Source organism: Thermus caliditerrae, from assembly GCF_021462525.1.
In the GTDB taxonomy this organism is placed as follows: Bacteria; Deinococcota; Deinococci; order Deinococcales; family Thermaceae; genus Thermus; species Thermus caliditerrae.
In genome coordinates, this window is the sequence record NZ_JAKEDT010000017.1 from 31,561 (window position 1) to 52,999 (window position 21,439).

The window sequence follows — 21,439 nt, forward strand, 5'->3', positions numbered from 1 at the left end:
CCCCTTACACCCTCCCCAGGGCTTCCACCACCGGGATGCGGCTGGCGTTGTAGGCGGGCAGGAGGCCGGCGAAAAGGCCCAGGCTCAAGGCCACCAGGAGGGCGAAGAAGGCGAGGCGCAGGGTGATGGCGGAGAGGGCCAGACCCACCTGGGAAAAGGTATAGAGGTTGATGGCGTAGGAAACCATGCCCCCCAGGGCCAGGCCCAGGGTCCCGCCCAGGAGGGCCAGGAAGAGGGCCTCGAGGACCACCAGCCGGAAGATGAAGCCCCGCCTGGCTCCCAAAGCCCGCATGACCCCGAACTCCCGGGTGCGCTCGTACACGGACATCATCACCGTGTTGGCCACCAGAAGCCCGCCCACGATCAAGGCCACCAGGCTGATGCCGAAGCGCACCAGGTCGCTGATGCGCAAAGCGCGCTCGGCAAAGCGCATCACGTCCCCCGTGGTCTGGGCTTTGAGGCCTGGGACCGCCTTTTCCAGGTTTCTCGCCACTTCCTCCGCCCTTTGTCCCGGTGAGAGGGCTACCAAGACCGCGCTGAAGTTCTGGGTGCCCAGCACCCTCTGCAAGGCCTCCAGGGGCACGAAGATCAGGTTGTCCGCCAGGCCCCCGCTTTCCTCCAGGATGCCCTCCACCCTAAGGGTCACCTGGGGGGAAAGGCGCAAGGGGCTTTCCAGGGCGAGCTGGCTCCGTTTGGCCACCTTCCCCCCCACCACCGCACCTTCCGCCTTGGGCACCAGAAGCCCTTCCTTGGCCCTTACCCCGGGGTAGAGGAGGTCCGGCCCCACCCCTGGGGGCAGGCCCTGGAAGAAGAAGGAGGTCTGGGGGTCAAACCCGCCCCGGCTCAGGAAGAGGGTGGGCACCAAGGCCCTTACCCCTAGGGCCCGGCCCGCCTCCTCCAGGGCCTGGAGCTGCGCGGGGGTGATCTCCGGGTAAGCGCCGAAACCCAGGCCCTCCGTGCCTTCCGGCACCACCTGGATGGCGGGGCCCACCCGGGAAAGCTCCTGGAAGAGGGAGCGCCTTAAGCCCTCCCCGAAGGAGAGAAAGAGGACCATGCTGCTGGTGGCGATGAGGACCCCGAGGAGGGTGAGGAGGCTCCGCACAGGGCGGGCCAGGAGGTTGCGTAGGACCAGGTGGAAGATCTCCACAGGGCCAAGCTTACCCCTTGGGAGCGGGCCGGGTGTGGGGGGGAGCACAGGTCCTACCACCCCACGGAGACGAAGTCCCCGTGGGGGTCCCGGTGATACCACCCCACGCGGACTTTGTCCGCGTGGGGGCCCCGGTGAAAGGGTAACGGGTAGAGGTTAGAGGAGCCTCTCCACGAAGCGGGTTTCCATCTCTTCCAGGAACACCCGGGGGTCCACCTTCTTCCGTTCGGGGTGCTCGTAGTAAGCCTTCTCCGCCTCGGCGAAGTTCTCGTGCCCCACGAACCAGAGGAAGTCCCGGTCCGAGAGCCAGTAGGCCCCAAGCACCCTGAAGCCCATGGCCTGGCGCAGGGGGACGATGACCTCTAGGAAAACCTTTTGGAAAGCTTCTCGGGTGCCCTCCTTAAGCCGGTAGCGGCGCATCTGGACGGTCATGGCCCCATTATGCCTGAGGCCCGAGGGATTCCAGAAGCTCCAGAAAGGCCCTGGGGGTGAGCACAGGGGGTTCGGGATGGGAAAGCCCCAACAGGTGCCGATCCCCCGATACCAGGACCCTGGCCCTCGAGGCCCGCGCCAAGGCCACCAGGTAGTCGTCCCCGGGGTCGGGGCATAGGCCCGGGCTTTCCGGAGGGTCGGGGACCAGCTCTCCCCAGCGGACCAAGAAGGCCAGATAGTCCTGGACCTCCTCGAGGTTCACGTGGTCTCGGAACTTGGGTCTTTTTAGGACCTGCTCGGTTTCCTCGAGAAGCTTGGGGGAAAGGACGAGCTGGAAACGCCCTTTCACCAAGAGGCGCACAAGTTGCGCCGGGGCCCCCTGGGAGGAAAGAAGGGCCGCCACCAGCACCCCCGGGTCAAGGACCGCGCGGATCATCCCCGGGAGGCGTGGAGCTCCTGATAGGCCAGCTTCAGGGCCTCTTCCTCGGAGAGGGGGCCTTTGAGAAGGGCCTCGAGGCGTTCCAGGCCCAGGTAGTGGCGCAAGGCCCGCTCCACCAGCTCCGACTCCCTTAGGCCCAGGCTTGCTGCCCGCACTTTGGCGGCCCGGAGCACCTCTTCCTCCAGGTAAAGGGTAGTCTTGCGCCTGGCCATGCCACCATTTTGACGGTATGAGGGTTTGACGTCAAAGGGGTGAAGACCGGCGCGTTGAGCCCCTATAATCAGAGGCATGCGCACCGCCGAGATCCGCGAGAAGTACCTCGCCTTCTTTGAGGGCAAGGGGCACCTGCGCCTGCCCTCCTTCAGCCTCATCCCCGAGAACGACCCTTCCTTGCTCTTCACCTCCGCGGGCATGGCCCCCTTAAAGCCCTACTTCCTAGGGGCCAAGCCCATCTTCGGGGGCAAGGAGTGGCGGCGGGTCACCACCTGCCAGAAGTGCCTGCGGGTGGGGGACATTGAGAACGTGGGCCGTACGGGGCGGCACAACACCTTCTTCGAGATGCTGGGCAACTTCTCCTTTGGGGATTACTTCAAGAAGGAGGCCATCCTCTGGGCCTGGGAGTTCCTCACCGATCCCAAGTGGCTGGGCCTGGACCCGGAGAGGCTCTGGGTCACGGTCTATGAGGACGACGACGAGGCCTACGCCATCTGGCGGGACCTGGTGGGGGTGCCCGAGGAAAGGATCGGCCGCTTCGGCGAGGAGGAGAACTACTGGCCGGGCGGGGCCATCACCCACGGGCCCAACGGGCCTTCCGGCCCCTGCTCGGAGATCTTCTACGACCGGGGGCCTGCCTTCGGCACCCCGGATGAGACCGGGCCCAACACGGGAAGCGGGGACCGCTTCGTGGAGATCTGGAACCTGGTCTTCACCCAGTACGACCGCCAAGGCCCCATCCCTGGCCCCGGCATCCTCAAGCCCCTGCCCCAGAAGAACATCGACACCGGCATGGGCCTCTACCGGGTGGCGGCCATCCTGCAGGATGTGGAGGACTTCTACCGCACGGACACCTTCTACCCCATCATCGAGCGGGTGGCCCTCTATAGCGGCAAGCCCTACCAGGGGAAGGCCTCGGTGAGCCACCGGGTGATCGCCGACCACATCCGGGCGGTGGTGGCGGCCCTCTCCGACGGGGTGGTCTTCGCCAACACCGGGCGGGGCTACGTGATCCGCCGCCTCCTCAGGCGCGCCCTGAGGCACGGCTACCTCCTGGGCCTCCAGGAGCCCTTCCTCCACCGCCTGGCCCCGGTGGTGGCCGAGGTCCTGGGGGACTTCTACCCGGAGATGCGGGAGAACCTGCCCGCGGTGGAAAGGCAGATCCGCCTCGAGGAGGAGCGCTTCCTGGAGACCCTGGAGGGGGGCCTTAAGCGGCTGGACGCCCTTCTTTCGGGCCTCAAGCCGGGGGAGGCCCTGCCGGGGGGGGAGGCCTTTCGCCTCTACGACACCTACGGTTTCCCCCTGGACCTCACGGTGGAGATCGCCGCGGAGCGGGGGTTTGGGGTGGACACCGAGGGCTTTCAGAAGGCCATGGAGGAGCAGCAAGAGCGTTCCCGGGCGGCCATGGCCTTCGAGCGGGAGATCTTCAAGAAGAGCGCCCAGGTGCTGGAGGAGCTCTACGCCGAGAAGGGGGCCACGGAGTTTCTGGGCTACGGGGCCCTCGAGGCCGAGGGCACCGTCCTCGCCCTCCTGGCGGGGGACCAGAGCCTTCCCGAGGCCGGGCCCGGCACCGAGGTGCAGGTGGTGTTGGACCGGACCCCCTTCTACGCGGAAGGGGGCGGGCAGATCGGGGACTTTGGCCACTTGGAGTGGCCGGGCGGGCGGGCCAAGGTGGAGACCACCCAGAAGACCGAGCGGGGCCTTTTCCTGCACAAGGCCAAGGTGGAGGAGGGGGTCTTGCGGGTGGGGGAGCGGGTGCGGGCGGTGGTGGACCCTGCCCGCCGGGACACCGAGCGCCACCACACCGCCACCCACCTCCTTCACGCTGCCTTGCGGGCCGTCTTGGGCCCCCACGTGCGCCAGGCGGGGAGCCTGGTGGCCCCCGACCGCCTGCGCTTTGACTTCACCCACCCCGAGGCCCTCACCCCGGAGGAGTTGGAGCGCATTGAGCTTTTGGTGAACCGCTGGATCGTGGCCGATTTCCCCGTCACCTGGCGCTACATGCCCCTGGAGGAGGCCAAGCGGGAAGGGGCCATGGCCCTCTTCGGGGAGAAGTACGGGGAGGTGGTCCGGGTGGTGCGGGTGGAGGGAAGCCCCCTGCCGGGGGTGGAGTCCAAGGAGCTCTGCGGGGGCACCCACGTGCGGCGCACGGGGGAGATCGGGGCCTTCCTCATCCAGAAGGAGGAGGCGGTCTCCGCCGGGGTGCGGCGGTTGGAGGCGGTGGCCGGGGAGGCGGCCATCCGCTTTGCCCGGGGGGGCTTGAACCGCCTGAAGGCCTTGGCGGAGAGGCTTTCCGTGGGGGAGGCCGCCCTGGAGGAGCGGCTGGAGAAACTTCTGCATGAGCTCCGCCAGAAGGAGAAGGAGGTGGAAAGCCTCAAGGCCCGGCTGGTGCAGGCGGAGCTCAAGAAGGAGGTGGCCCTGGCGGAAAAGGGCGGCCTGCGCTACGGGGTGGTGGAGCTTTCCGGGGTGGACGTGGCCGCTTTGCGCCAGGCGGCAGACGACCTGGTGCAAAGGGGGGCAGACGTGGCCCTGGTCCTGGGCGGGGGTCAGGCGGTGCTGAAGCTTTCCCCAAGGGCCCAGGAAGGGGGCCTCGAGGCGGGCGCCCTCTTCCGCGCCCTCACCGAGCGGGCCGGGGGCCGGGGGGGTGGCCGGGGGGCCTTGGCCCAGGGGGCGGGTCTGGACCCGGAAAAGGCCCGCCAGGCCCTTCCCGAACTCCTCCCCTAAAGGACACCCATCCCGGGTACCCCTGAGGGTAAAATGGCCGCATGACCCTGTTCTTGAGCCTGATAGCGGTGGCCCTCTCCTGGGCCCTTTTCGGCCTCACCTTCGCCCGGTACCGCAGGCGGCCCGCCCTCCACAACGCCCTCTACGCCCTGGGCCTCCTCCTCTTCGCCCTGGCAGTCTCCGCGGAGCTAATGGCCAAGCTCCTCGGGGCCTGGGACCCCTTCCTCTACCGCCTCTGGTACCTGGCCGGGGCCATGCACGGGGTGACCTTCCTGGGCCTGGGAAGCCTGGCCCTCCTGAACCCCAAGGCGGCCCGTGCCCTGCTTTTGGGGCTTGTCCCCTTCATCCTCTACGGGCTTTTCCTGGTGGCCTCCGCCCCCCTGGACTTCGCCCGCCTACCCGCCCCCTACACCCCTTCGGGGGCGGCCTTCCCCGAGCCCAGCCTCACCTCCCCCCGCCTCTGGACCATCCCCTTCAACCTCCTGGGCACCCTCCTCATGGCGGGGGGGGCCCTCTATACCACCCTGCTCTTCTGGCGCAAGAACCCCCTTAGGGCCCAGGGCACGGCCCTCATCTTCCTGGCCGCTTTGGTGCTGGCCTCCACCAGCACCCTGAACCGCTTCGGGGTGGTGGGCCTCGAGGAGGCGGGAAGGGCCCTAGGGGTCTTCCTCCTCTACCTGGGGGTGGCCTTGGCGGACCGCAGCGTGCAGTATGCGGGTGGGCGCGCTTGACGTGGGGGAGGCCCGGATCGGCCTGGCGGTGGGGGAGGAGGGGAGCCCCTTCGCCTTTGGCCGGGGGTATCTGGTGCGGAGGAGCCTGGAAGAGGATGTGGCGGCCCTCCTGGACTTCGTGCGCCGGGAGGGATTAGGGAAGCTCGTGGTGGGCCTTCCCCTGCGCACCGACCTCAAGGAAAGCGCCCAGGCCAAGCGGGTCCTTCCCCTGGTGGAGGCGCTTAGGGCCAAGGGGGTGGAGGTGGAGCTTGTGGACGAGCGCTACACCACCCAGGCAGCAGCCCGGCGCCTGAAACATGCCCCCAAACGGATCCGCCGGGAGAAGGGCCGGTTGGACGAGATGAGCGCGGTGATCCTCTTGGAGGGCTATCTTGCGGGAAGGCTCTAGGACCTGGCTTTGGCGGGGGGTGGTGGTCCTCTTCCTCACCTTCGCCCTTCTCCTCCTCTACGCCCTCTGGCTTTTGGGTCCCACGGGAAAGGAGGCCACCGTGCGCATCCCCAAGGGGGCCACGGGCCAGGAGGTGGCCAGGATTCTGGAAGAGGCCGGGCTTTTGCGCTCCGGGTACCTCTTTTCCGCCTACCTGCGTTTTTCTGGCCGGGCCAAGAGGCTGGTTCCGGGGGTTTACCGCCTCGAGGGGGAAGGGGCCTTCCGCCTGGCCCGGGCCCTCACCGGGGGGGAGCGCCCCCTCACGGTAACCCTCACCTTCCCCGAGGGGGAGAGGGGGGTGGACTACGCCCGAAGGCTTTCCCAGGCGGGCTTGGACGGGGAGGGGTTTTTGCGCCTCGTCCGGGAGCCGGGGGCGGTCAGGCCCTCCTTTGTGGAGGGGCCCACCCTCGAGGGCTACCTCTTCCCCGCCACCTACACCTTTGACCTCTTGGTGGGTCCCGAAGAGGTGGTGCGGGCCATGCTCGGCCGCTTTGCCGCCGAGCTCACCCCCCCGGTGCGGCGCCTGCTCGAGGAGCAAGGCCTTTCCGTGCACGCTTGGGTGACCCTAGCCTCCATCGTGCAGGCGGAGGCGGGAAGCCCAGAGGAGATGCCCAAGATCGCTGGAGTCTTCCTGAACCGTTTGGAACGGGGCATGCCCCTCCAGGCGGACCCCACCGTGGCCTACGCCCTGGGCAAGCGCCTTCCTGAGCTTTCCCGCAGGGCGGGGGACTTCGGGGTGGACTCCCCCTACAACACCTACCGCTACCCTGGCCTCCCCCCAGGGCCCATCGGCAACCCCGGACGGGCGGCCCTCCTGGCGGTGCTCAACCCGGTGCGCACCGATCCCAAAGGGCGCCCGTACCTCTACTTCTTCCACGCCAGGGGCAGGCTTTTCCTGAACGCCGACTTTGAGGGGCACCTGCAGGACCTGGCCCGCTACCGCTACTCTTCCCCGTGACGCAGAAGCCTTAGCTGGGCGTAGGCGAAGAGGAGAGTGAGGAGGAGGATCACCACGGTGACGGCGGCGGCGTAGCCCAGGCGGAAGTTCTCAAACCCCGATTCGTAAAGGTAGTAGCCCAGCACCCGGGTGGCCCCGTAGGGCCCGCCACGGGTGAGGAGGAAGACCGCAGCGTAAGACTGCAGGGAGAGGATGGTGCCCACTACCACCAAAAACGTCACCGCCGGGCGCATGAGAGGAAGGACCACGTGGCGGAAGGCTTCCCAAGGTCCGGCCCCATCCACATATGCGGCTTCCAAAAGCGTTTTGGGGATGGCCTTGAGCCGGGCTGAGGCCACCAGAACCCCGTACCCCAGGTGCCGCCACAGGGTGAAGAGGACCACCATCGCCAAGGCCCAAAACCCCTCCCGGTCCCAGGGGGGAATGGGCAGGAACTGGGCCAGGGCCCCGTATTCCGGGGTGAAGAGGGTGTACCAGCTTAGGGTGGCCCCGCCCAAGGTGACGAGGCCCGGGAGGAAGAGGAGGCTCTTGGCGAAGCGCTCGTAGGGGGCCCCCTCCAGGGCCACCGCTAGGCCAACGGAAAGCCCCACGAAGAGGGGTAGGGCCAGGAGCATGAATTTAAGGGTCACCCAGAGGCTTCCCCAGAAGGCAGGGTCTTGAAGGAGGTCCTGGTAGTTCTTCAGGCCCACGGGCCGGGGCTCGGAAAGCCCCGACCACTCCCAGGTGGAGAAGCGGAGGACGTCCAGGAAGGGGTAGAGGACGAAAAGGCCCAGGGTGAGGAGGGCGGGGAGGGAGAAAAGGACGAGGGGCAGGCGGCGCACGGGTTACCAAAGGTAGAGGAGGCTTAAGAGGAAGGGATACCGGTCAGAGGCGGAAACCTCCAGGGCTAGGGGCTCCAGATAGAGCCTAAACCCCGCTCCCCAGGCCAAGTGGAACCCACTTTGGTAGCCGAGTCCCCCGTAGGCGGAAAGGGCTCCTCCCGGCACCTCGAGGCTCACCACCGGCCCTAGGTGCACCCCGAAGGGGTAGCGCAGGTCCAGCCCGAGCCCCACCGAGGTGTAGAGGTCCATGAGGACCAGGCCGGGGAAGAGGTTGGCCTTGAAGAGGGCAAAGACCTCAGGGTTTTGCGAAAGAAGGGCTTGCATATCCAGCCCCGTGTCGATTCCCAAGGGACTGAAGGGCAAAAGGGCGCTTCCTTGCAGGTAGATGCCCTTATCGGGGGCGTACCCAATCCCCAGGGTGTTCTCCGGATAAGCGGGCATCTGGGCCAGGGCCAGGCTGAGGACCAGGAGGAAAGGGGCGACTAGGCGCTTCATATCCCCCCTATCCTAGCAAAAGCCCCCGGCTTCAAGCCGAGGGCGTCGGGGCAGTAAAGGCTTAGGGTTGATTGCAGGGCTGGGCACCCATGTATTGGATGAGGAACTCCTCGAGGGTCATGTTCTGCCCGCCTGCGAAGTGGAGCACCAGGTTCTCCCCGGGCACGCAGTTGTCGTTCTGGTCGTCCAGGATGCCCTCAAAGGTGACCACTTTGCTGTCTACCTGCAGGTAGCCGTCTTTCAGGTGGATGCGGAAGGGCTCCTCTTCCACCTGGGTGATCTTGAAGGCGAGCCGCAGGGAGCTGTGGGCGGTGGAGAGCTCCAGGTTCACATCACCGGTGGAGGCGTCGAAGTTCTCCAAGAGGCTTCCGCACGTGCCCGGCGTGGTGGTTCCGTTGACGCCCAGGGTGCCCTTGGTGGTCATGGCGCTACGGCCGCCCTCTGTCAGGGTGCTGAGGTCCCACTCCAAGGCCAGCCGGGTGCTGGAGGAGGTAAAGGCCAGCTTCCTTAGGTCCACCAGTCGGCCCGCGGTGCTGGGGTGGTTCAGGTGGCCGCTAAGGGAGAAGTTTTCAGGCTCAAAGAGGTACTTGCCGATGAGGCAGGTGCTTGGCCGCCACTGGGCTTGCAGGGTGGCTTCGCCCTCTTTAGCCCCGTCTTCCCGCAGGTCTAAGAAGAAGTACGCCTTGGTGGGCATCTCCTGGGTGTCGGTGGTGTTGGAGGGGGTGTGGACCCACACGGTGGAAGAGGGGGACCCCAGCCGGGAGGCGTTCCAATCCGCTAGGGCGAGGTTCCAGGGATCTGTGGCCTGTTCTTTGAAGCGCACCTCGAGGTCGTCCGAGGAACCGGTTTGGTTGCAGATACCCCCCACGCATTCCAGCTTGCCCCTTGGGAGATCGCTCGTAGCCAGGGGTTCTAGGCCCAGGGATTGGAGGGAGGGGAGGCGGGAAAGGGTTTCCAGGGAGGCCTTGAGCTCCTGGAGGCTCTGAACCCGAAGGGGGAGGATGCCCTGCAGGGCGGTTTGTAGGTCTTGGAGGACCTGCTGGATGTCCTGGGCCACGGTCTGCAGGTAGGAAGAGGTTTCCTCGGGGGTGGTGTTGGCCTGGGGGGCTTGCTGTGGACAGGCCGACAGAACCAGGGCTAAACCCATCCAAAGCCACTTCTTCCGCATACCCTTCACCTCCTTTAGCTTCCCGTCGTCAGGGCAATGAAGGGGGCTATAACCGGTGATTATCAAGCTTATCGTACTCCGTGGCCGCGGCGCCTACAATCAGAACCATGGTCCGCTTCGCCCTTGACCCTGCCCCCGGGCTTCAGCCCCTTGGGTCCATGCCCCTTCTCATCCTGGTGGGCCTCACCGGGGTGGGGAAGAGCACGCTGGTGGAGGCCCTGGGCCTACCCCGCCTTCCCGATCGCCGGGAACTGGTGGACCTTTACGTCCTCCCCCGCTACGGGGCCAAGCCCCCCATCCCCCGGGAGGAGCGCTTCCGCCTCACCCGGCGCTTCCGGGAGGAGTTCCCGGGAGGGGTGGCGGAGGTGCTGGCCCGGGGGTATGCGGAACCCCACCCCCTCCTCCTCTTTGACGGCCTGAGGGGGGAGGCGGAGGTGGCCTACGCCTTGGAGCACCTGCCCAAGGCCCTTTTCGTGGTCCTCCACGCCCGGGAGGCCACTAGGCTCAAGAGGCTCCTCTCCCGCCGGGATGCCTTTGACCGGGTGGAGCTTCGCCCAGAGGAAAGGGCGGAGCTAAGGGCCTTGGCCGAGGGGGTGCTCTCGCCCGAAGAGTTGGAGGAGGCCCTGGCCCTGGCGCCCTTGGAAGAGGTCTTGGCCAAGCTCAAGATCGTGGCCGAGGAGAAGCGCAACTACGATCCCCTAGGCCCTTTGCGCCTTTTGGAGGGCCATCCCCAGGCCCTTGTCCTAGATACCGAAAGGCTTTCGCCGGAGGAGGAGGTCTTGGCGGTGCGGGCCTTTTTGCGGGAGCGGGGCTTCTAAGTACCCCGTCGTGGCNCTTTGCGTGTGGGTGCTTAGAATGGCCTTATGGCGACCATTAAGGACCTTCGTCTTATCCCTTTCCGCATCCCCCTGAAGGCCCCCTTGCGCTGGGGGAAGGCCTCGGAGATGGCCGCCCTGGAGCACGCCCTTTTGGAGGTGGAGCTTTCCGACAGCGCCCTGGGCCGGGCGGAGGTGGCCATACGGCCCACCATCTACGGGGAGACCCTGGGGAGCGTGCGGGCGGGGCTAGAGTATCTGAGGCCCAGGCTCTTGGGCCTCGAGGCCGATGACCAGGAGGCCATCCGCGCGGTTTTGGAAGGCTTCCCCTGCAACTATGCCCTTAAGGGGGCCCTGGACACCGCCCTCTGGGAGGCTTGGGCCAGGAGCGAGGGGGAGGAGCTTCACCAGGTCCTGAAGCCCGCCAAGCACCGGGTGCGGGTGGCCTACCTCCTGGGCATGGCCTCGGAAGAGGAGATGCTCGCCGATGCCCGCATGGCCTACGGGGCGGGGGTGCGGGTCTTCAAGGTGAAGGTGGGCCGGGACCTCGAGGGGGACTCCCGGCGGATCGCCCGCCTTAAGGAGGCTTTTCCGGACGCCGAGCTCTATGCCGACGCCAACGAGACCTTATCCCCCAAGGACGCCGAGCGCTACCTCCTGGCCTGGAAGGAGCTCGGCCTCCTCTACGTGGAGGAGCCCTTGCCCATCGAGGAGGTGGAGGCCAGAAGGAAGCTTAAGGAGAAGAACATCCTCCCCCTCATCGCCGACGACTCGGCCATGACCCCCAAGGACCTCCGCCGGGAGCTCACCTTGGACACCTTTGACGTCCTGAACCTCAAGCCCGCCCGCACTGGGGTGACTTGGACCCTGGAGATGCTTTCCCTGGCCCGGGAAAAGGGCAAGCGGGCCATGGTGGGCAGCCAGGCGCAGAGCTCCTTTGGCGCCTACCAGTCCGCCCTCCTAGCCTTCCAGCAAGGGGTTACCGAGCCCAACGAGCTGGCCTTCCACCTGAAGGCGGAAGGGGGCTTTTTCTCCTTCCCCCCCTTCCGCGAGGGCTGGCTCTACTTTGAGGATCTGGTGGAGGGCCGTTTTGACGAAGAGTCCTTCCGGCGGTACGCCCTAGAGTAAATCCAGGGCTTGGTGGAAGTGGCGGAGGACTCCTTTAGCCCCCGCCTCGAGGAGGGTTTTCTCCTCGTGCCCCGTGAGGAGGGCATAGGTGGGGATCCCCGCCCCCACGGCGCTCCTCACCCCGGAAGGGGAGTCCTCAAAGGCCAAGGCCTCCTCCGGGGGGATCCCCAGCCGCTCCAAGGCCACCCGGTAGGGCAGGGGGTCGGGCTTGCCCCGGCCCACCTCCTCCGCCAGGACCAGGAGGGGCGGATGGAGGCCCAAGGCCCTAAGCACGTGGTGGGCGTTGGCCCTGGGGGCGTTGGTCACCACCCCCCAGGCGAGGCCCTGGGCCTCGGCCTCGGCCAGGAGCTCGTGGAGCCCCGGGGTGGGTTTTAGATCCTGGGCCAGCTCCCGGAAGCGGGCTTCCTTGGCCTCGATGAGCCGCCAGGCCGCCTCCCCTTCCAGCCCAAGGAGGTCCCGAACAATCTCCGGATTCAGCCTGCCCGAGATGCGCTTGCGGTAGAACTCTTCGTCTACCTGAAGGCCCAAGGGGGCCAGGACCTCCTGCCAGGCCAGGCGGTGCAGGGGGTCGGTGTCGGCCAGGGTGCCGTCCAGGTCAAAGAGGAGGGTCTTCAGCATGCGCTTTTCTCCCTTCCAAACCGGCCACCAGCAGGAAGAGCCCCAGGGCCAGGGCGAAGAGGCCCACGGGGATGCCCCCCGTGGGTAGGAGGGCGAAGAGAGCGGGGATGAGGGTGCTTCCCGTGGCCCCGGCGTAGAGGAGGCCCCCTAAGGCCCGGTGGCCGAAGCGGGCCTGGACCAGGGCGAAAAGGGTGGAGAAGAGGGGGCCCAGGAAGAAGCCCACCAGGGGAAAGAGGAGGGCGGTGGGGGGGAGGAGGTTGAGGAGGAGGAGCCCCAGAACCCCCACGAGGAGGCCCCTTAAGGCGGCCAGGGGGCTTTGCGCCACCCGCTCCGCCAAAAGAAGCCGCCCAAGGGCCAGGAAGAGCCAGTAGAGGGAAAGGAGCACGCCCCCCGTGGCGGTGGCGTGGCCCAGGCGTTCCAGCCAGACCCGGTTCCAGGTGGCCAAGGAGCCCTCGAGGCCCGTGTACAGGGCCACCGCCAAGAGAAAGGGCCAAAGCCCCCGCCCCCGCTCCTGGGGGATGTGGGCCACCGCCGGGGCCTTCCAAAGCAAGAGGGCTCCTGCCCCAGCCAGAAGGCCCGCCAGCAGGAGCACCACGGTGTAGGGCAGGAGGGTGAGGGCGAAGGGGGTGAAAACCGCTCCCAGGCCGAAGGCCACGTTCACCCGGTTGAGGAGGGCCACCCGCCTTTCCGGGAAAAGCTCGCCCACCAGGCTGTTGCCGTGGACATTCATCACCCCCTCCCCCAGGCCCAGGAAAAAGGCCAGGGCCCCCACCAGGGCAAAGCTGGGGGCGAAGGCTAGTCCCAAGAGGGCCAGGCCCGTCAGGAGGAGAGCTCCCGGCAGAAGGGGGTGGCGCCTTTCCCCTTGGGCCAGGCGCACCCCCAGGAGGAGGCCCAGGAGGAGGGCGGTGAAAAACCAGGACACCTCGTCCTCCACCCCGTACCGGGCCCGCCAATGGGGGAGGGCCGCCCCGGGCAGGGCCACGATCACCCCCACCAGAAAGAGCGCCACGAAGGAGCCCCAGAAAAAGCGCACGTCCGCCATTCTCCCCCTTCCTGACCCTTTGGTCAATAATGGGAGGCATGGAGCAGGCCCTGGAAAAGGCCTTGGCGGGCGAGGGGTATTTCGCCTTGCCAGGCGTGTTGCTGGTGCGGGGGCCCGATGCCTTCTCCTTCCTCCAGGGCCAGGCCACCCGGGACCTGAGGCGGCTTTCGGGCCCGGCGGGGACCCTCTTCCTCAACCACCGGGGCCAGATCGAGGAGGCGGCCACCCTCTTGCCCCACCCCGAGGGCTTCCTCCTGGCCCCCTGGGGGAGCCTCGAGGGGCTCAAGTCCCGCCTGGAGCGCTACATTGTCTTTGACCAGGTGGAGCTGGTGGAGCTTCCCCTCTACCGCCTCTTCCGCGCCGATGGGCGGGAGGAGGTGGGGGAAAGCGGCGAGGGGGCCTACCCCTTGGAGCTTTACCCCCTCTACACCCTTCTAAAGGGCCTCCCCCTCCTTTCCGACATCCGGGGGGAGCTGCCCCAGAGCGTGGGGCTTCTCCACCTGGTGGACTCCGGCAAGGGGTGCTACGTGGGCCAGGAGATCATGGCCCGCACGGAGGGGAAGGAGGTCCACCACCACCTGGTGGGCCTCCGGGCCTTGGGCCCAGGGACGGAAGTTCCCCTAGAGCTTTACTGGCAAGGCCGCAAGGTGGGGGAGGCGAAGCGGCTTTTGCAAACCCCCTTTGGCTTCCTGGGCCTGGCGGTGGTGCGCAAGGAGGTGCCCTTCGGGGCGGAACTGGAGGGGAAAGGGGGCCGCTTTCTTCTGGAGCCCCTTCCCTTCAAGGAGGCAACATGGAGCGGGCGGAGATCATCGGCGTAGGCACGGAGCTCATCTTTGGGGAAACCCTGGACACCAACACCGCGGAGATCGCAAGAAGCCTCAAGCCCTACGCCCTCAAGGTGGAGAGGACCCTAAGGGTGGTGGATGAGCCCAGGCCCCTGGTGCGGGAGGTGCGGGCCGCCTGGGAGCGGGCCAGATTGGTGGTGCTTTCCGGGGGCCTTGGCCCCACCCCGGACGACGTGACCCGGGAGGCGGTGGCCGAGGCCTTGGGGGAGCCTTTGGAGCTGGACGAGGCGGTGCTTTCCGAGATCGAAGCCCTTTTCCTGGCCCGGGGCCGAAGCATGCCTGGGGTCAACCGCAAACAGGCCCTGAAGATCCCCTCGGCCACCTGGCTCAAAAACCCCCGGGGCACCGCCCCCGGCTGGTGGGTGCGGAAGGAGGGCAAGGACCTGATCCTCCTTCCCGGGCCTCCGCCGGAGTGGCGGCCCATGTGGCAGGAGGTGCTCCCCCGGCTGGACCTGCCCCGCCGCCCCTACGCGGAGAGGGTGCTGAAGACCTGGGGCATCGGGGAGTCGGACATCGTGGAGCGCCTGGGGGAGCTTTTCAAGCGGGAGGAGGAGGTGGAGGTGGGCACCTACCCCAAGCTCCAGGGGGTGGAGGTGGTGGTGCGGGGCCGGGAGGATTTGGTGGCCGACCTTTCGGAGAAGATCAAGAAGCGCCTTCTGAAGGAGGTCTGGGGCGAGGGGGAGCTCACCCTGGCGGAGGCGGTGAAGCGCCGTTTGGAGCTGGAGGGGGCCACCCTCGCCACCATGGAAAGCCTCACCGGGGGGCTTTTGGGGGCGGAGATCACCCGGGTGCCGGGGGCGAGCCGCTTTTACCTGGGCGGCGTGGTATCCTATTCCGTAGGGGCCAAGGCCCGCTTCGGTGTGCCGGAGGCACTCCTCGCCAAGACGGTCTCCGCCGAGACGGCCAAGGCCATGGCGGAGGCCGCCCGGGCGCTTTTCGGGTCCACCTATGCCCTGGCCACCACCGGGGTGGCGGGGCCGGATCCTTTGGAAGGCGAACCCGTGGGCACGGTCTATGTGGCCCTGGCGGGGCCTAGGGGAACGGAAGCCCGCCGCTACCGCTTTCCCGGCGATCGGGAGGCCGTAAGGCTTCGGAGCGTGTACGCCGCATTGGCCCTCTTGCTGACATGAGGCTTTTCTACGCCATCTTTCTTCCCGAAGAGGTTCGGCGCACCCTGGTGGAGGCGCAGGGCCAAGTGGCCCGCTACAAGGGGTGGAAGGAGGTGGCGCCCCACCAGCTCCACCTCACCCTGCTCTTTCTGGGAGAAAGGCCCGAGGAGGACCTGTCGGACCTCCTGGCCCTGGGGCACCGGTTGGGTCGGCGTTTTCCCCCCTTCACCGCCCGCATCCGCGGCACCGGCTACTTCCCCAACGAGGGCACCCCACGGGTCTGGTTCGCCAAGGCGGAAGGGGAAGGGTTTACCCCTCTGGCCGAGGCCCTGAGGGAGGGGGTGGCCGAAGCCTTGGGGGAGGAGGCCCTCTTGGCCGGAGGCGACAAACCCTTCAAGCCCCACATCACCTTGGCCCGGCGCAAGGCCCCGGCTCCCCGGGTGCCCCCGGTGGTCTTCGGCCTGGAGTGGCCGGTTTCCGAGTTCGCCCTGGTGCGTTCGGAGCTTAGGCCCAAGGGGCCGGTGTACACCATTTTGGAGAAATTCCCCCTTAGAGGTGAGCATGGACGAGAACAAGAGGAAGGCGCTGGAAAACACGCTCAAGACCATTGAGAAGGAGTTCGGCAAGGGCGCGGTGATGCGCCTGGGGGAGATGCCCAGGCTCCAGGTGGACGTGATCCCTACGGGCTCTTTGGGCCTGGACCTGGCCTTGGGGATTGGGGGCATTCCCCGGGGAAGGGTTATCGAGATCTACGGCCCAGAGTCCGGGGGCAAGACCACCTTGGCCCTTACCATCATCGCCCAGGCCCAGAAGCAGGGGGGCGTGGCCGCCTTCGTGGATGCGGAGCACGCCCTGGACCCGCTCTACGCCCAGAAGCTCGGGGTGAAGGTGGAAGACCTCCTGGTGTCCCAGCCGGATACCGGGGAGCAGGCCCTGGAGATCGTGGAGCTTCTGGCCCGCTCGGGGGCGGTGGACGTGATCGTGGTGGACTCGGTGGCCGCCCTGGTCCCCAAGGCGGAGATCGAGGGGGAGATGGGGGACCAGCACGTGGGCCTCCAGGCCCGGCTCATGAGCCAGGCTCTGAGGAAGCTCACGGCGGTGCTCTCCAAGAGCAATACCGCCGCCATCTTCATCAACCAAGTGCGGGAGAAGGTGGGGGTCATGTACGGCAACCCCGAGACCACCCCCGGGGGCCGGGCCCTCAAGTTCTACTCCAGCGTGCGCCTGGACGTGCGCAAGAGCGGCCAGCCCATCAAGGTGGGCAACGAGGCCGTGGGCATCAAGGTGAAGGTGAAGGTGGTGAAGAACAAGCTGGCCCCGCCCTTCCGGGAAGCGGAGCTGGAGATCTACTTCGGCAAGGGCCTGGATCCGGTGATGGACCTGGTGAACGTGGCCGTGGCCGCGAACGTCATCGAGAAGGCGGGGAGCTGGTTCTCCTACGGGGAGGCCCGCCTGGGCCAGGGCAAGGAGAAGGCGGCGGAGCACCTCAGGGAGCACCCCGAGCTTCTGGAGGAGATCCGGGCCAGGGTGCTGGAGCGGGCCGGGGAAGTGGTGCTGGCCGCCAGCGAGGAAGAGGGGGAGTAGATGAGCCTGCTGGACCTGGTGCTGTTGCTCCTGGTCCTTCTTCTGGGGGCTGCCCTCTTCCTGAGGCGCAGGGGGGAGGACCGCTCCGGCGAGGAGGCCCAAAGGCTCCTGGAGGCGGCCAGGGGGGAGGCCAGGGAGGCCCTCGAGGCCGCCCGCAAGGAGGCCAAGGAGATCCTGGAGGCCGCCCGCCAGGAGGCCAAGGCCCTGCGGGAGGAGGCGGAGGAGAGGGCCAAGGCCCTCCGCCAGGAGCTGGAAGCGGAGCTCAAAAGGCGGGCTGAGGCCCAGGAAGCGGAGGCCCGCAAGCGCCTCGCCGACGCCGAGGAGCGCCTGAAGGCCGAGCGGGAGGAGCTAAGGGCCGAGCGGGAGCGCCTCAAGGCCCTGCAGGAGGAGCTAAGGGCCGAGCGGGACCGCCTCAAGGAGGAGCGGGAGGAGCTTCGCCGGGAGGCGGAAAGGCTTTCCAAGCGGGGCGAGGCCCTGGACGCCCGGGCCCTCAAGCTGGACGCCCTGGAGGAGGCCTTGGCCAAGCGGGAAGAAGCCATGAAGGAGCGGGAAGGCCTCCTGGCCGAGCGGGAAAAGGAGGTGGAGAAGCGCCTCCACGAGGTGGCGGGCCTTTCCCCGGAGGAGGCGAGGCGGCTCATTTTGGAAAGGCTGGATCGGGAGCTGGAGGAGGAGAAGGCCCAGAAGGTGCGGGCTGCTTTGGAAAGGGTGCGCCTCGAGGCCCGGCGGGAGGCGCAGAAGATCCTGGCCCAGGCCATGCAGCGCCAAGCCTCGGAGACCGCAGCCCAACTGGCAGTTTCCGTGGTGCCCATCCCCTCCGACGCCATGAAGGGGCGCATCATCGGGCGCGAGGGGCGGAACATCCGCACCTTTGAAGCCCTTACCGGGGTGGACCTCATCATCGACGACACCCCGGAGGCGGTCTTGCTTTCCTCCTTCAACCCCATCCGCCGGGAGATCGCCCGCATGGCCCTGGAGGAGCTCTTGAAGGACGGGCGCATCCACCCGAGCCGCATCGAGGAGGTGGTGGAGAAGGCCAAGCAGGAGATGAAGACCTTCATCTACGAAAGGGGGGAGGAGGCAGCTCTGGAAGCCGGGGTGGTCGGGCTGAAGCCCGGCCTCATCCAGCTCTTGGGGCGGCTCCACTTCCGCTCCAGCTACGGCCAGAACGTGCTGAAGCACTCGGTCCAGGTGGCCCACCTCACCGGGATCATGGCGGCGGAGCTGGGCCTGGACAGCGCCCTGGCCCGGCGGGCGGGGCTTTTGCACGACATCGGCAAGAGCGTGGACCGGGAGGTGGAGGGGAGCCACGTGGAGATCGGCATCGCCCTGGCCCGGCGCTTCGGGGAACCCGCGGAGGTCATAGACGGCATCGCCCACCACCACGACCCGGAAAACGCCGAGACCGTGTATGCGGTGTTGGTGGCGGCTGCCGACGCCCTTTCCGCCGCCCGGCCGGGGGCCAGGCGGGAGTCCTTGGAGGAGTACCTTCAGCGCTTGGAGGCCCTGGAGCGCGTGGCCCTTTCCTTCCCCGGGGTGGAGACGGCCTTCGCGGTGCAGGCGGGAAGGGAGGTGCGGGTCATCGTCAAGCCCGATAAGATCACCGACGCCAAGGCCACGCTGCTGGCCCGGGAGATCGCGGGCCGCATCGAGCGGGAGATGAACTACCCCGGCCAGGTCCAGGTGACCGTGGTCCGGGAGACCCGGGCGGTGGAGTACGCCCGGTAGGCTAGAATGGGGCGATATGCTGAGGGGCGAGGACATCGGGATTGATCTGGGGACGGCCAGCGTCCTCATCTACGTGCGGGGGAAGGGCATCGTCCTGCGCGAGCCCTCCGTGATCGCGGTGGTGCAGGGGAAGCGGGAGGTGAAGGCGGTGGGGGCCGAGGCCTACCGCATGCTGGGGCGCACCCCGGGGAACATCGTGGCGGTCAGGCCCCTCAAAGACGGGGTCATCGCCGACTACGCCCTCACGGAGCGCATGCTCCTCCTCTTTCTGCAGAAGGTGCTCTCCCCCATGAGCCGCTTCTTCAAGCCCCGGGTCATGGTGGGGGTGCCCTCGGGGGTCACGGATGTGGAAAGGCGGGCGGTGGTGCAGGCGGTTTCCGCCTTGGCCCAGAAGGTCTACCTCATCGAGGAGCCCCTGGCCGCGGCCATCGGGGCGGGCATCCAGGTGGCGGAGCCCACGGGGAGCATGGTGGTGGACATCGGGGGCGGTTCCACCGACATCGCCGTCATCTCCCTGGGGGGGATCGTGCGCTCGGAGAGCCTGCGCATCGCCGGGAACGAGATGGACCAGGCCATCATCCGCTACATCCGGCAGAAGTACAACCTGCTCATCGGGGAGCGCACCGCTGAGGAGCTCAAGATCCAGCTGGGCCGGGCCAAGCTCCTGCCGGGGGAGGAGCAGGAGGTGGCCGAGGTCCGGGGCCGGGACCTCATCTCGGGCCTCCCCCGCACTGCGGAGATCCCTGCCGAGGACGTGGCCGAGGCCCTCAAGGAGCCTCTGGAGAAGATCTTCCAGGGGGTGAAGGGGGTGCTGGAAACCACCCCGCCCGAGCTGGCCTCGGACATCTACGAGCGGGGCATCCTCCTCACCGGGGGCGGGGCCTTGCTTAAGAACCTGGACGTGGCCCTGCAGGAGGCCACGGGGGTGCCGGTGGTGGTGGCGGAGAACCCCATCGAGGCGGTGGCCCTGGGCACGGGGCGAGCCTTGGAGATGCTCCACGTGCTGGAGGACACCATCCTCTCCTCCGACGACGTCTTGAGGAGGTGATGGGGTGGAGATCGGGGAGATCCTCAAGGTCCTGCCCCACCGCTACCCCTTCCTCCTCATCGACCGGGTGCTCCACGCCGACGAGAAAACCTTCCGGGCCCTCAAAAACGTCACCTTCAACGAGCCTCACTTCCAGGGGCACTTTCCCGGCTACCCCATCATGCCGGGGGTGCTGATCCTCGAGGCCATGGCCCAGGCGGCGGTGGGGACCATCGCCAAACAGCCTGGGTTCCGGCCCGGGGGGCTGGTCTTTTTGGTGGGGGTGGAGGAGGCCCGCTTCAAAAAGCCCGTGGTGCCGGGGGACACCCTGATCCTAGAAGGCGAGCTCCTCCTCTTCCGCCGCGGCCTGGGGAAGGTGGCGGTGCGGGCCCTGGTGGAGGGGGAGGAAAGGGCCAGCGCCCAATTAAGCTTCGTGGTCCGGGAGGGTTCGGAGTAGCGTTTCGCTGAACTCTAAGAAGTCTCCAAGCCGCTCCTTGAGAATGTGGTGCAGGATAGGCAGGGAAAGGGCTTGGTAGTCGTGCACCGCCACGTTGCGGAAGCCCACCATGGCCTGCATCCGCTGGGAGAGGCTTGGGGAAAGGAGCCCAGCTTTTTCCAACAGGGCTAAGGCCTCCCGTGAGGTTTGCGGTAAACCCAGCCGCCTAAGCCGCACCACATGCATGGCCATGTCTATGGCCGCTTCGCAGGCCCGGAGCAGGTTGAGCACGATGGCGTCCTGGCGGGTGTAGTTGGTTTCCAACTCTTCCTCATGGCCTCGGTACTCCTCCTCTATGCGCTTCAAGCAGCGTTCTATGGTCGCGGCTTTATTAAGGAGGACGTCATCCATAGATCCGTCCCCGGGTGCGCACGTCCCGCAGGAGAGCAGCCCTTTCCTCGTTGAGGCGGGCGTAAGCCTTGAGCGCCAGGTCCAAAAAGCGCTCGGCTTCCGGCCCTGCCAGGTAGAGGGGTTGGCCGAAGGCGGCTACCTGGGCCTGAAGGGGCAGGGCGGCCTGCCGGAGGTCCACCAGGTCTACCTCCCGCCCCAGGAGGAGGCTCAAGGGCCCCCGCAGGGCAAAGAGCCGTTCGGGAGGGTATGGCTCTAAGCCCAAGACGGCCAGGTCCAAGTCGCTTTCTGGGGTCAGACGGCCTTGGGCTCCTGAGCCAAAGAGGTAGACCCCGAGGGGATTGAGCTCCTCCACCAGCAGGCGGACGGCTTCCTTAAGCCTTTCCACTCTCCTTAGGGTATCATCTTTCCTCGTGGCGGACCTCTCCTCCTACCTCAAACGGGCCCGGGGCGGGCGCGTGGTGCAGACCGGCTTCCTGGACCTCGAGGCCCAGGCCCTCCTGGAGGAGGCAGCCCGGGCCGAGGGGCTTAGGGTGGCCTTCTTCGGCGGCTTCCCCCTGGCGGAGCGGAAGGTGGCCGTACTCTACCCGGCGGAGATCCCCTCCGTCCACGACCCGGTGGAGGTGGTCTTCCTGGAGCGGGAGCCCCCGGACCTGGGGGAGGCCATGGGGGACCTCGAGGCGTGGGAGGGGGGCTTTCTGGTAGCCCTCCTGCCCCAAGGGAAGAAGGCCCTCCAGGAGGCGGGCTTTGCTCTCCTGCCCCCGCCGGAAGGGGCTTTGAAGGCCAAGAGCGAGCGGGTCCGCACCCTGGTGGTGCCCTCCTTAAGGGTGGATGCGGTGGGGGCCAAGGGCTTCGGGGTTTCCCGCACCTACTTCGCCCAGGGGGTGAAGGTGGGGAAGGTGCGCCTCAAAGGCCGGCCCGCCTCCCCCAAGGACGAGATGGCCCCGGGGGACACCCTCCTGGCGGAGGGCCTGGGAAGCCTGAGGCTTCTAGAGGTGCTTGGCGAAACGAGGCGGGGCAACTATAAAATCAAGGTGGAGGTGGAGCGCTAGCGGCCAAAAGGAGCGGGGTCGGCACGTTCCAGGACTTTACCCACATCTCCGTTTCGTGGTAAATCTCCCCTTGCGGGCGCAGCCCGTATCTGGTA

25 protein-coding genes are annotated in these 21,439 nt (G+C 67.3%); 14 read left to right on the forward strand and 11 right to left on the reverse strand.

Annotation, left to right across the window (positions count from 1 at the left end):
• Positions 1-4: 4 nt before the first annotated feature.
• The 4 genes from L1088_RS09365 to L1088_RS09380 form a co-directional block, all read right to left on the reverse strand.
• On the reverse strand, positions 5-1,147 hold the full coding sequence (locus L1088_RS09365) for an ABC transporter permease (protein ID WP_234554732.1): 1,143 nt from the start codon (positions 1,145-1,147) through the stop codon (positions 5-7).
• Between the two features lie 156 nt (positions 1,148-1,303).
• Positions 1,304-1,579, reverse strand: coding sequence for an NIPSNAP family protein (locus L1088_RS09370; RefSeq protein ID WP_038040303.1), 276 nt, complete (start codon positions 1,577-1,579; stop codon positions 1,304-1,306).
• 7 nt (positions 1,580-1,586) lie between these two features.
• Entirely contained in the window at positions 1,587-2,015 is a 429-nt protein-coding gene (locus L1088_RS09375; protein WP_234554733.1) for a putative toxin-antitoxin system toxin component, PIN family, read from the reverse strand.
• A complete protein-coding gene (locus L1088_RS09380) occupies positions 2,012-2,230 on the reverse strand; it encodes a hypothetical protein (RefSeq protein WP_038040299.1) in 219 nt (72 codons plus the stop codon). Before L1088_RS09380 ends, L1088_RS09375 begins: the two co-directional genes overlap by 4 nt.
• Before the next feature lie 76 nt (positions 2,231-2,306).
• Here L1088_RS09380 and alaS point away from each other — a divergent pair, with 76 nt between their 5' ends.
• The 4 genes from alaS to mltG are packed head-to-tail and all read left to right on the forward strand — an operon-like array spanning position 2,307 to position 7,071.
• A complete protein-coding gene (gene alaS / locus L1088_RS09385; protein WP_234554734.1) occupies positions 2,307-4,955 on the forward strand; it encodes an alanine--tRNA ligase in 2,649 nt (882 codons plus the stop codon).
• Positions 4,956-5,002: 47 nt separating this feature from the next.
• Positions 5,003-5,686 (forward strand): hypothetical protein, encoded by a 684-nt coding sequence (locus L1088_RS09390; protein WP_234554762.1) that lies wholly within the window; start codon positions 5,003-5,005, stop codon positions 5,684-5,686.
• Positions 5,667-6,074: a Holliday junction resolvase RuvX gene (gene ruvX / locus L1088_RS09395; RefSeq protein ID WP_234554735.1), complete on the forward strand. Its 408-nt coding sequence runs from the start codon at positions 5,667-5,669 to the stop codon at positions 6,072-6,074. Before L1088_RS09390 ends, ruvX begins: the two co-directional genes overlap by 20 nt.
• Positions 6,058-7,071, forward strand: a complete 1,014-nt coding sequence (mltG, locus tag L1088_RS09400; protein WP_234554736.1) for an endolytic transglycosylase MltG — start codon at positions 6,058-6,060, stop codon at positions 7,069-7,071. Before ruvX ends, mltG begins: the two co-directional genes overlap by 17 nt.
• Here mltG and L1088_RS09405 read toward each other — a convergent pair.
• From L1088_RS09405 to L1088_RS09415, 3 genes are all read right to left on the reverse strand, one after another.
• Positions 7,056-7,892: a carbohydrate ABC transporter permease gene (locus tag L1088_RS09405; protein ID WP_234554737.1), complete on the reverse strand. Its 837-nt coding sequence runs from the start codon at positions 7,890-7,892 to the stop codon at positions 7,056-7,058. The genes mltG and L1088_RS09405 overlap by 16 nt on opposite strands.
• Positions 7,893-7,895: 3 nt before the next feature.
• Positions 7,896-8,387 carry a bioflim formation protein gene (locus tag L1088_RS09410; protein ID WP_135260370.1) on the reverse strand — a complete coding sequence of 164 codons (492 nt, stop codon included), beginning with the start codon at positions 8,385-8,387 and terminating at the stop codon, positions 7,896-7,898.
• A gap of 61 nt (positions 8,388-8,448) precedes the next feature.
• A complete protein-coding gene (locus tag L1088_RS09415) occupies positions 8,449-9,555 on the reverse strand; it encodes a hypothetical protein (protein WP_234554740.1) in 1,107 nt (368 codons plus the stop codon).
• 107 nt (positions 9,556-9,662) lie between these two features.
• Here L1088_RS09415 and L1088_RS09420 point away from each other — a divergent pair, with 107 nt between their 5' ends.
• Both L1088_RS09420 and L1088_RS09425 read left to right on the forward strand, forming a co-directional pair.
• On the forward strand, positions 9,663-10,373 hold the full coding sequence (locus tag L1088_RS09420) for a DEAD/DEAH box helicase family protein (protein ID WP_234554741.1): 711 nt from the start codon (positions 9,663-9,665) through the stop codon (positions 10,371-10,373).
• Positions 10,374-10,418: 45 nt separating this feature from the next.
• Positions 10,419-11,498: an enolase C-terminal domain-like protein gene (locus tag L1088_RS09425; protein ID WP_234554742.1), complete on the forward strand. Its 1,080-nt coding sequence runs from the start codon at positions 10,419-10,421 to the stop codon at positions 11,496-11,498.
• Here the strand turns inward: L1088_RS09425 and L1088_RS09430 are convergent.
• Positions 11,490-12,116, reverse strand: coding sequence for an HAD family hydrolase (locus tag L1088_RS09430; protein ID WP_234554743.1), 627 nt, complete (start codon positions 12,114-12,116; stop codon positions 11,490-11,492). The genes L1088_RS09425 and L1088_RS09430 overlap by 9 nt on opposite strands.
• Positions 12,094-13,158, reverse strand: coding sequence for an MFS transporter (locus L1088_RS09435; RefSeq protein WP_234554744.1), 1,065 nt, complete (start codon positions 13,156-13,158; stop codon positions 12,094-12,096). Before L1088_RS09435 ends, L1088_RS09430 begins: the two co-directional genes overlap by 23 nt.
• A gap of 38 nt (positions 13,159-13,196) precedes the next feature.
• On the opposite strand from L1088_RS09435, the gene L1088_RS09440 reads away from it, so the two are divergent.
• The 7 genes from L1088_RS09440 to fabZ are packed head-to-tail and all read left to right on the forward strand — an operon-like array spanning position 13,197 to position 19,905.
• Positions 13,197-13,976, forward strand: a complete 780-nt coding sequence (locus L1088_RS09440) for a YgfZ family protein (protein ID WP_234554745.1) — start codon at positions 13,197-13,199, stop codon at positions 13,974-13,976.
• Positions 13,949-15,133: a CinA family nicotinamide mononucleotide deamidase-related protein gene (locus L1088_RS09445; protein ID WP_234554746.1), complete on the forward strand. Its 1,185-nt coding sequence runs from the start codon at positions 13,949-13,951 to the stop codon at positions 15,131-15,133. Before L1088_RS09440 ends, L1088_RS09445 begins: the two co-directional genes overlap by 28 nt.
• Positions 15,130-15,723, forward strand: a complete 594-nt coding sequence (gene thpR, locus L1088_RS09450; RefSeq protein ID WP_234554747.1) for an RNA 2',3'-cyclic phosphodiesterase — start codon at positions 15,130-15,132, stop codon at positions 15,721-15,723. The genes L1088_RS09445 and thpR overlap by 4 nt, the downstream gene beginning before the upstream one ends.
• Positions 15,674-16,696, forward strand: coding sequence for a recombinase RecA (gene recA / locus L1088_RS09455; RefSeq protein WP_267961183.1), 1,023 nt, complete (start codon positions 15,674-15,676; stop codon positions 16,694-16,696). Before thpR ends, recA begins: the two co-directional genes overlap by 50 nt.
• Entirely contained in the window at positions 16,697-18,421 is a 1,725-nt protein-coding gene (gene rny, locus L1088_RS09460) for a ribonuclease Y (protein ID WP_234554750.1), read from the forward strand.
• 16 nt (positions 18,422-18,437) lie between these two features.
• The gene (locus L1088_RS09465) at positions 18,438-19,469 is read left to right on the forward strand and encodes a rod shape-determining protein (protein ID WP_038049238.1); all 1,032 of its coding nucleotides are present in this window, start codon (positions 18,438-18,440) and stop codon (positions 19,467-19,469) included.
• A gap of 4 nt (positions 19,470-19,473) precedes the next feature.
• Positions 19,474-19,905: a 3-hydroxyacyl-ACP dehydratase FabZ gene (gene fabZ / locus L1088_RS09470; protein ID WP_234554752.1), complete on the forward strand. Its 432-nt coding sequence runs from the start codon at positions 19,474-19,476 to the stop codon at positions 19,903-19,905.
• Here the strand turns inward: fabZ and hepT are convergent.
• Both hepT and mntA read right to left on the reverse strand, forming a co-directional pair.
• Positions 19,873-20,295: a type VII toxin-antitoxin system HepT family RNase toxin gene (gene hepT, locus L1088_RS09475; RefSeq protein WP_438948065.1), complete on the reverse strand. Its 423-nt coding sequence runs from the start codon at positions 20,293-20,295 to the stop codon at positions 19,873-19,875. The two genes, fabZ and hepT, sit on opposite strands and share 33 nt — an antisense overlap.
• Positions 20,288-20,680, reverse strand: a complete 393-nt coding sequence (mntA, locus tag L1088_RS09480; protein WP_234554756.1) for a type VII toxin-antitoxin system MntA family adenylyltransferase antitoxin — start codon at positions 20,678-20,680, stop codon at positions 20,288-20,290. The genes hepT and mntA overlap by 8 nt, the downstream gene beginning before the upstream one ends.
• 25 nt (positions 20,681-20,705) lie before the next feature.
• Here mntA and L1088_RS09485 point away from each other — a divergent pair, with 25 nt between their 5' ends.
• Complete coding sequence (locus L1088_RS09485; RefSeq protein WP_234554758.1) at positions 20,706-21,344, forward strand: RNA-binding protein; 639 nt, start codon at positions 20,706-20,708, stop codon at positions 21,342-21,344.
• Positions 21,345-21,439 lie beyond the last annotated feature (95 nt).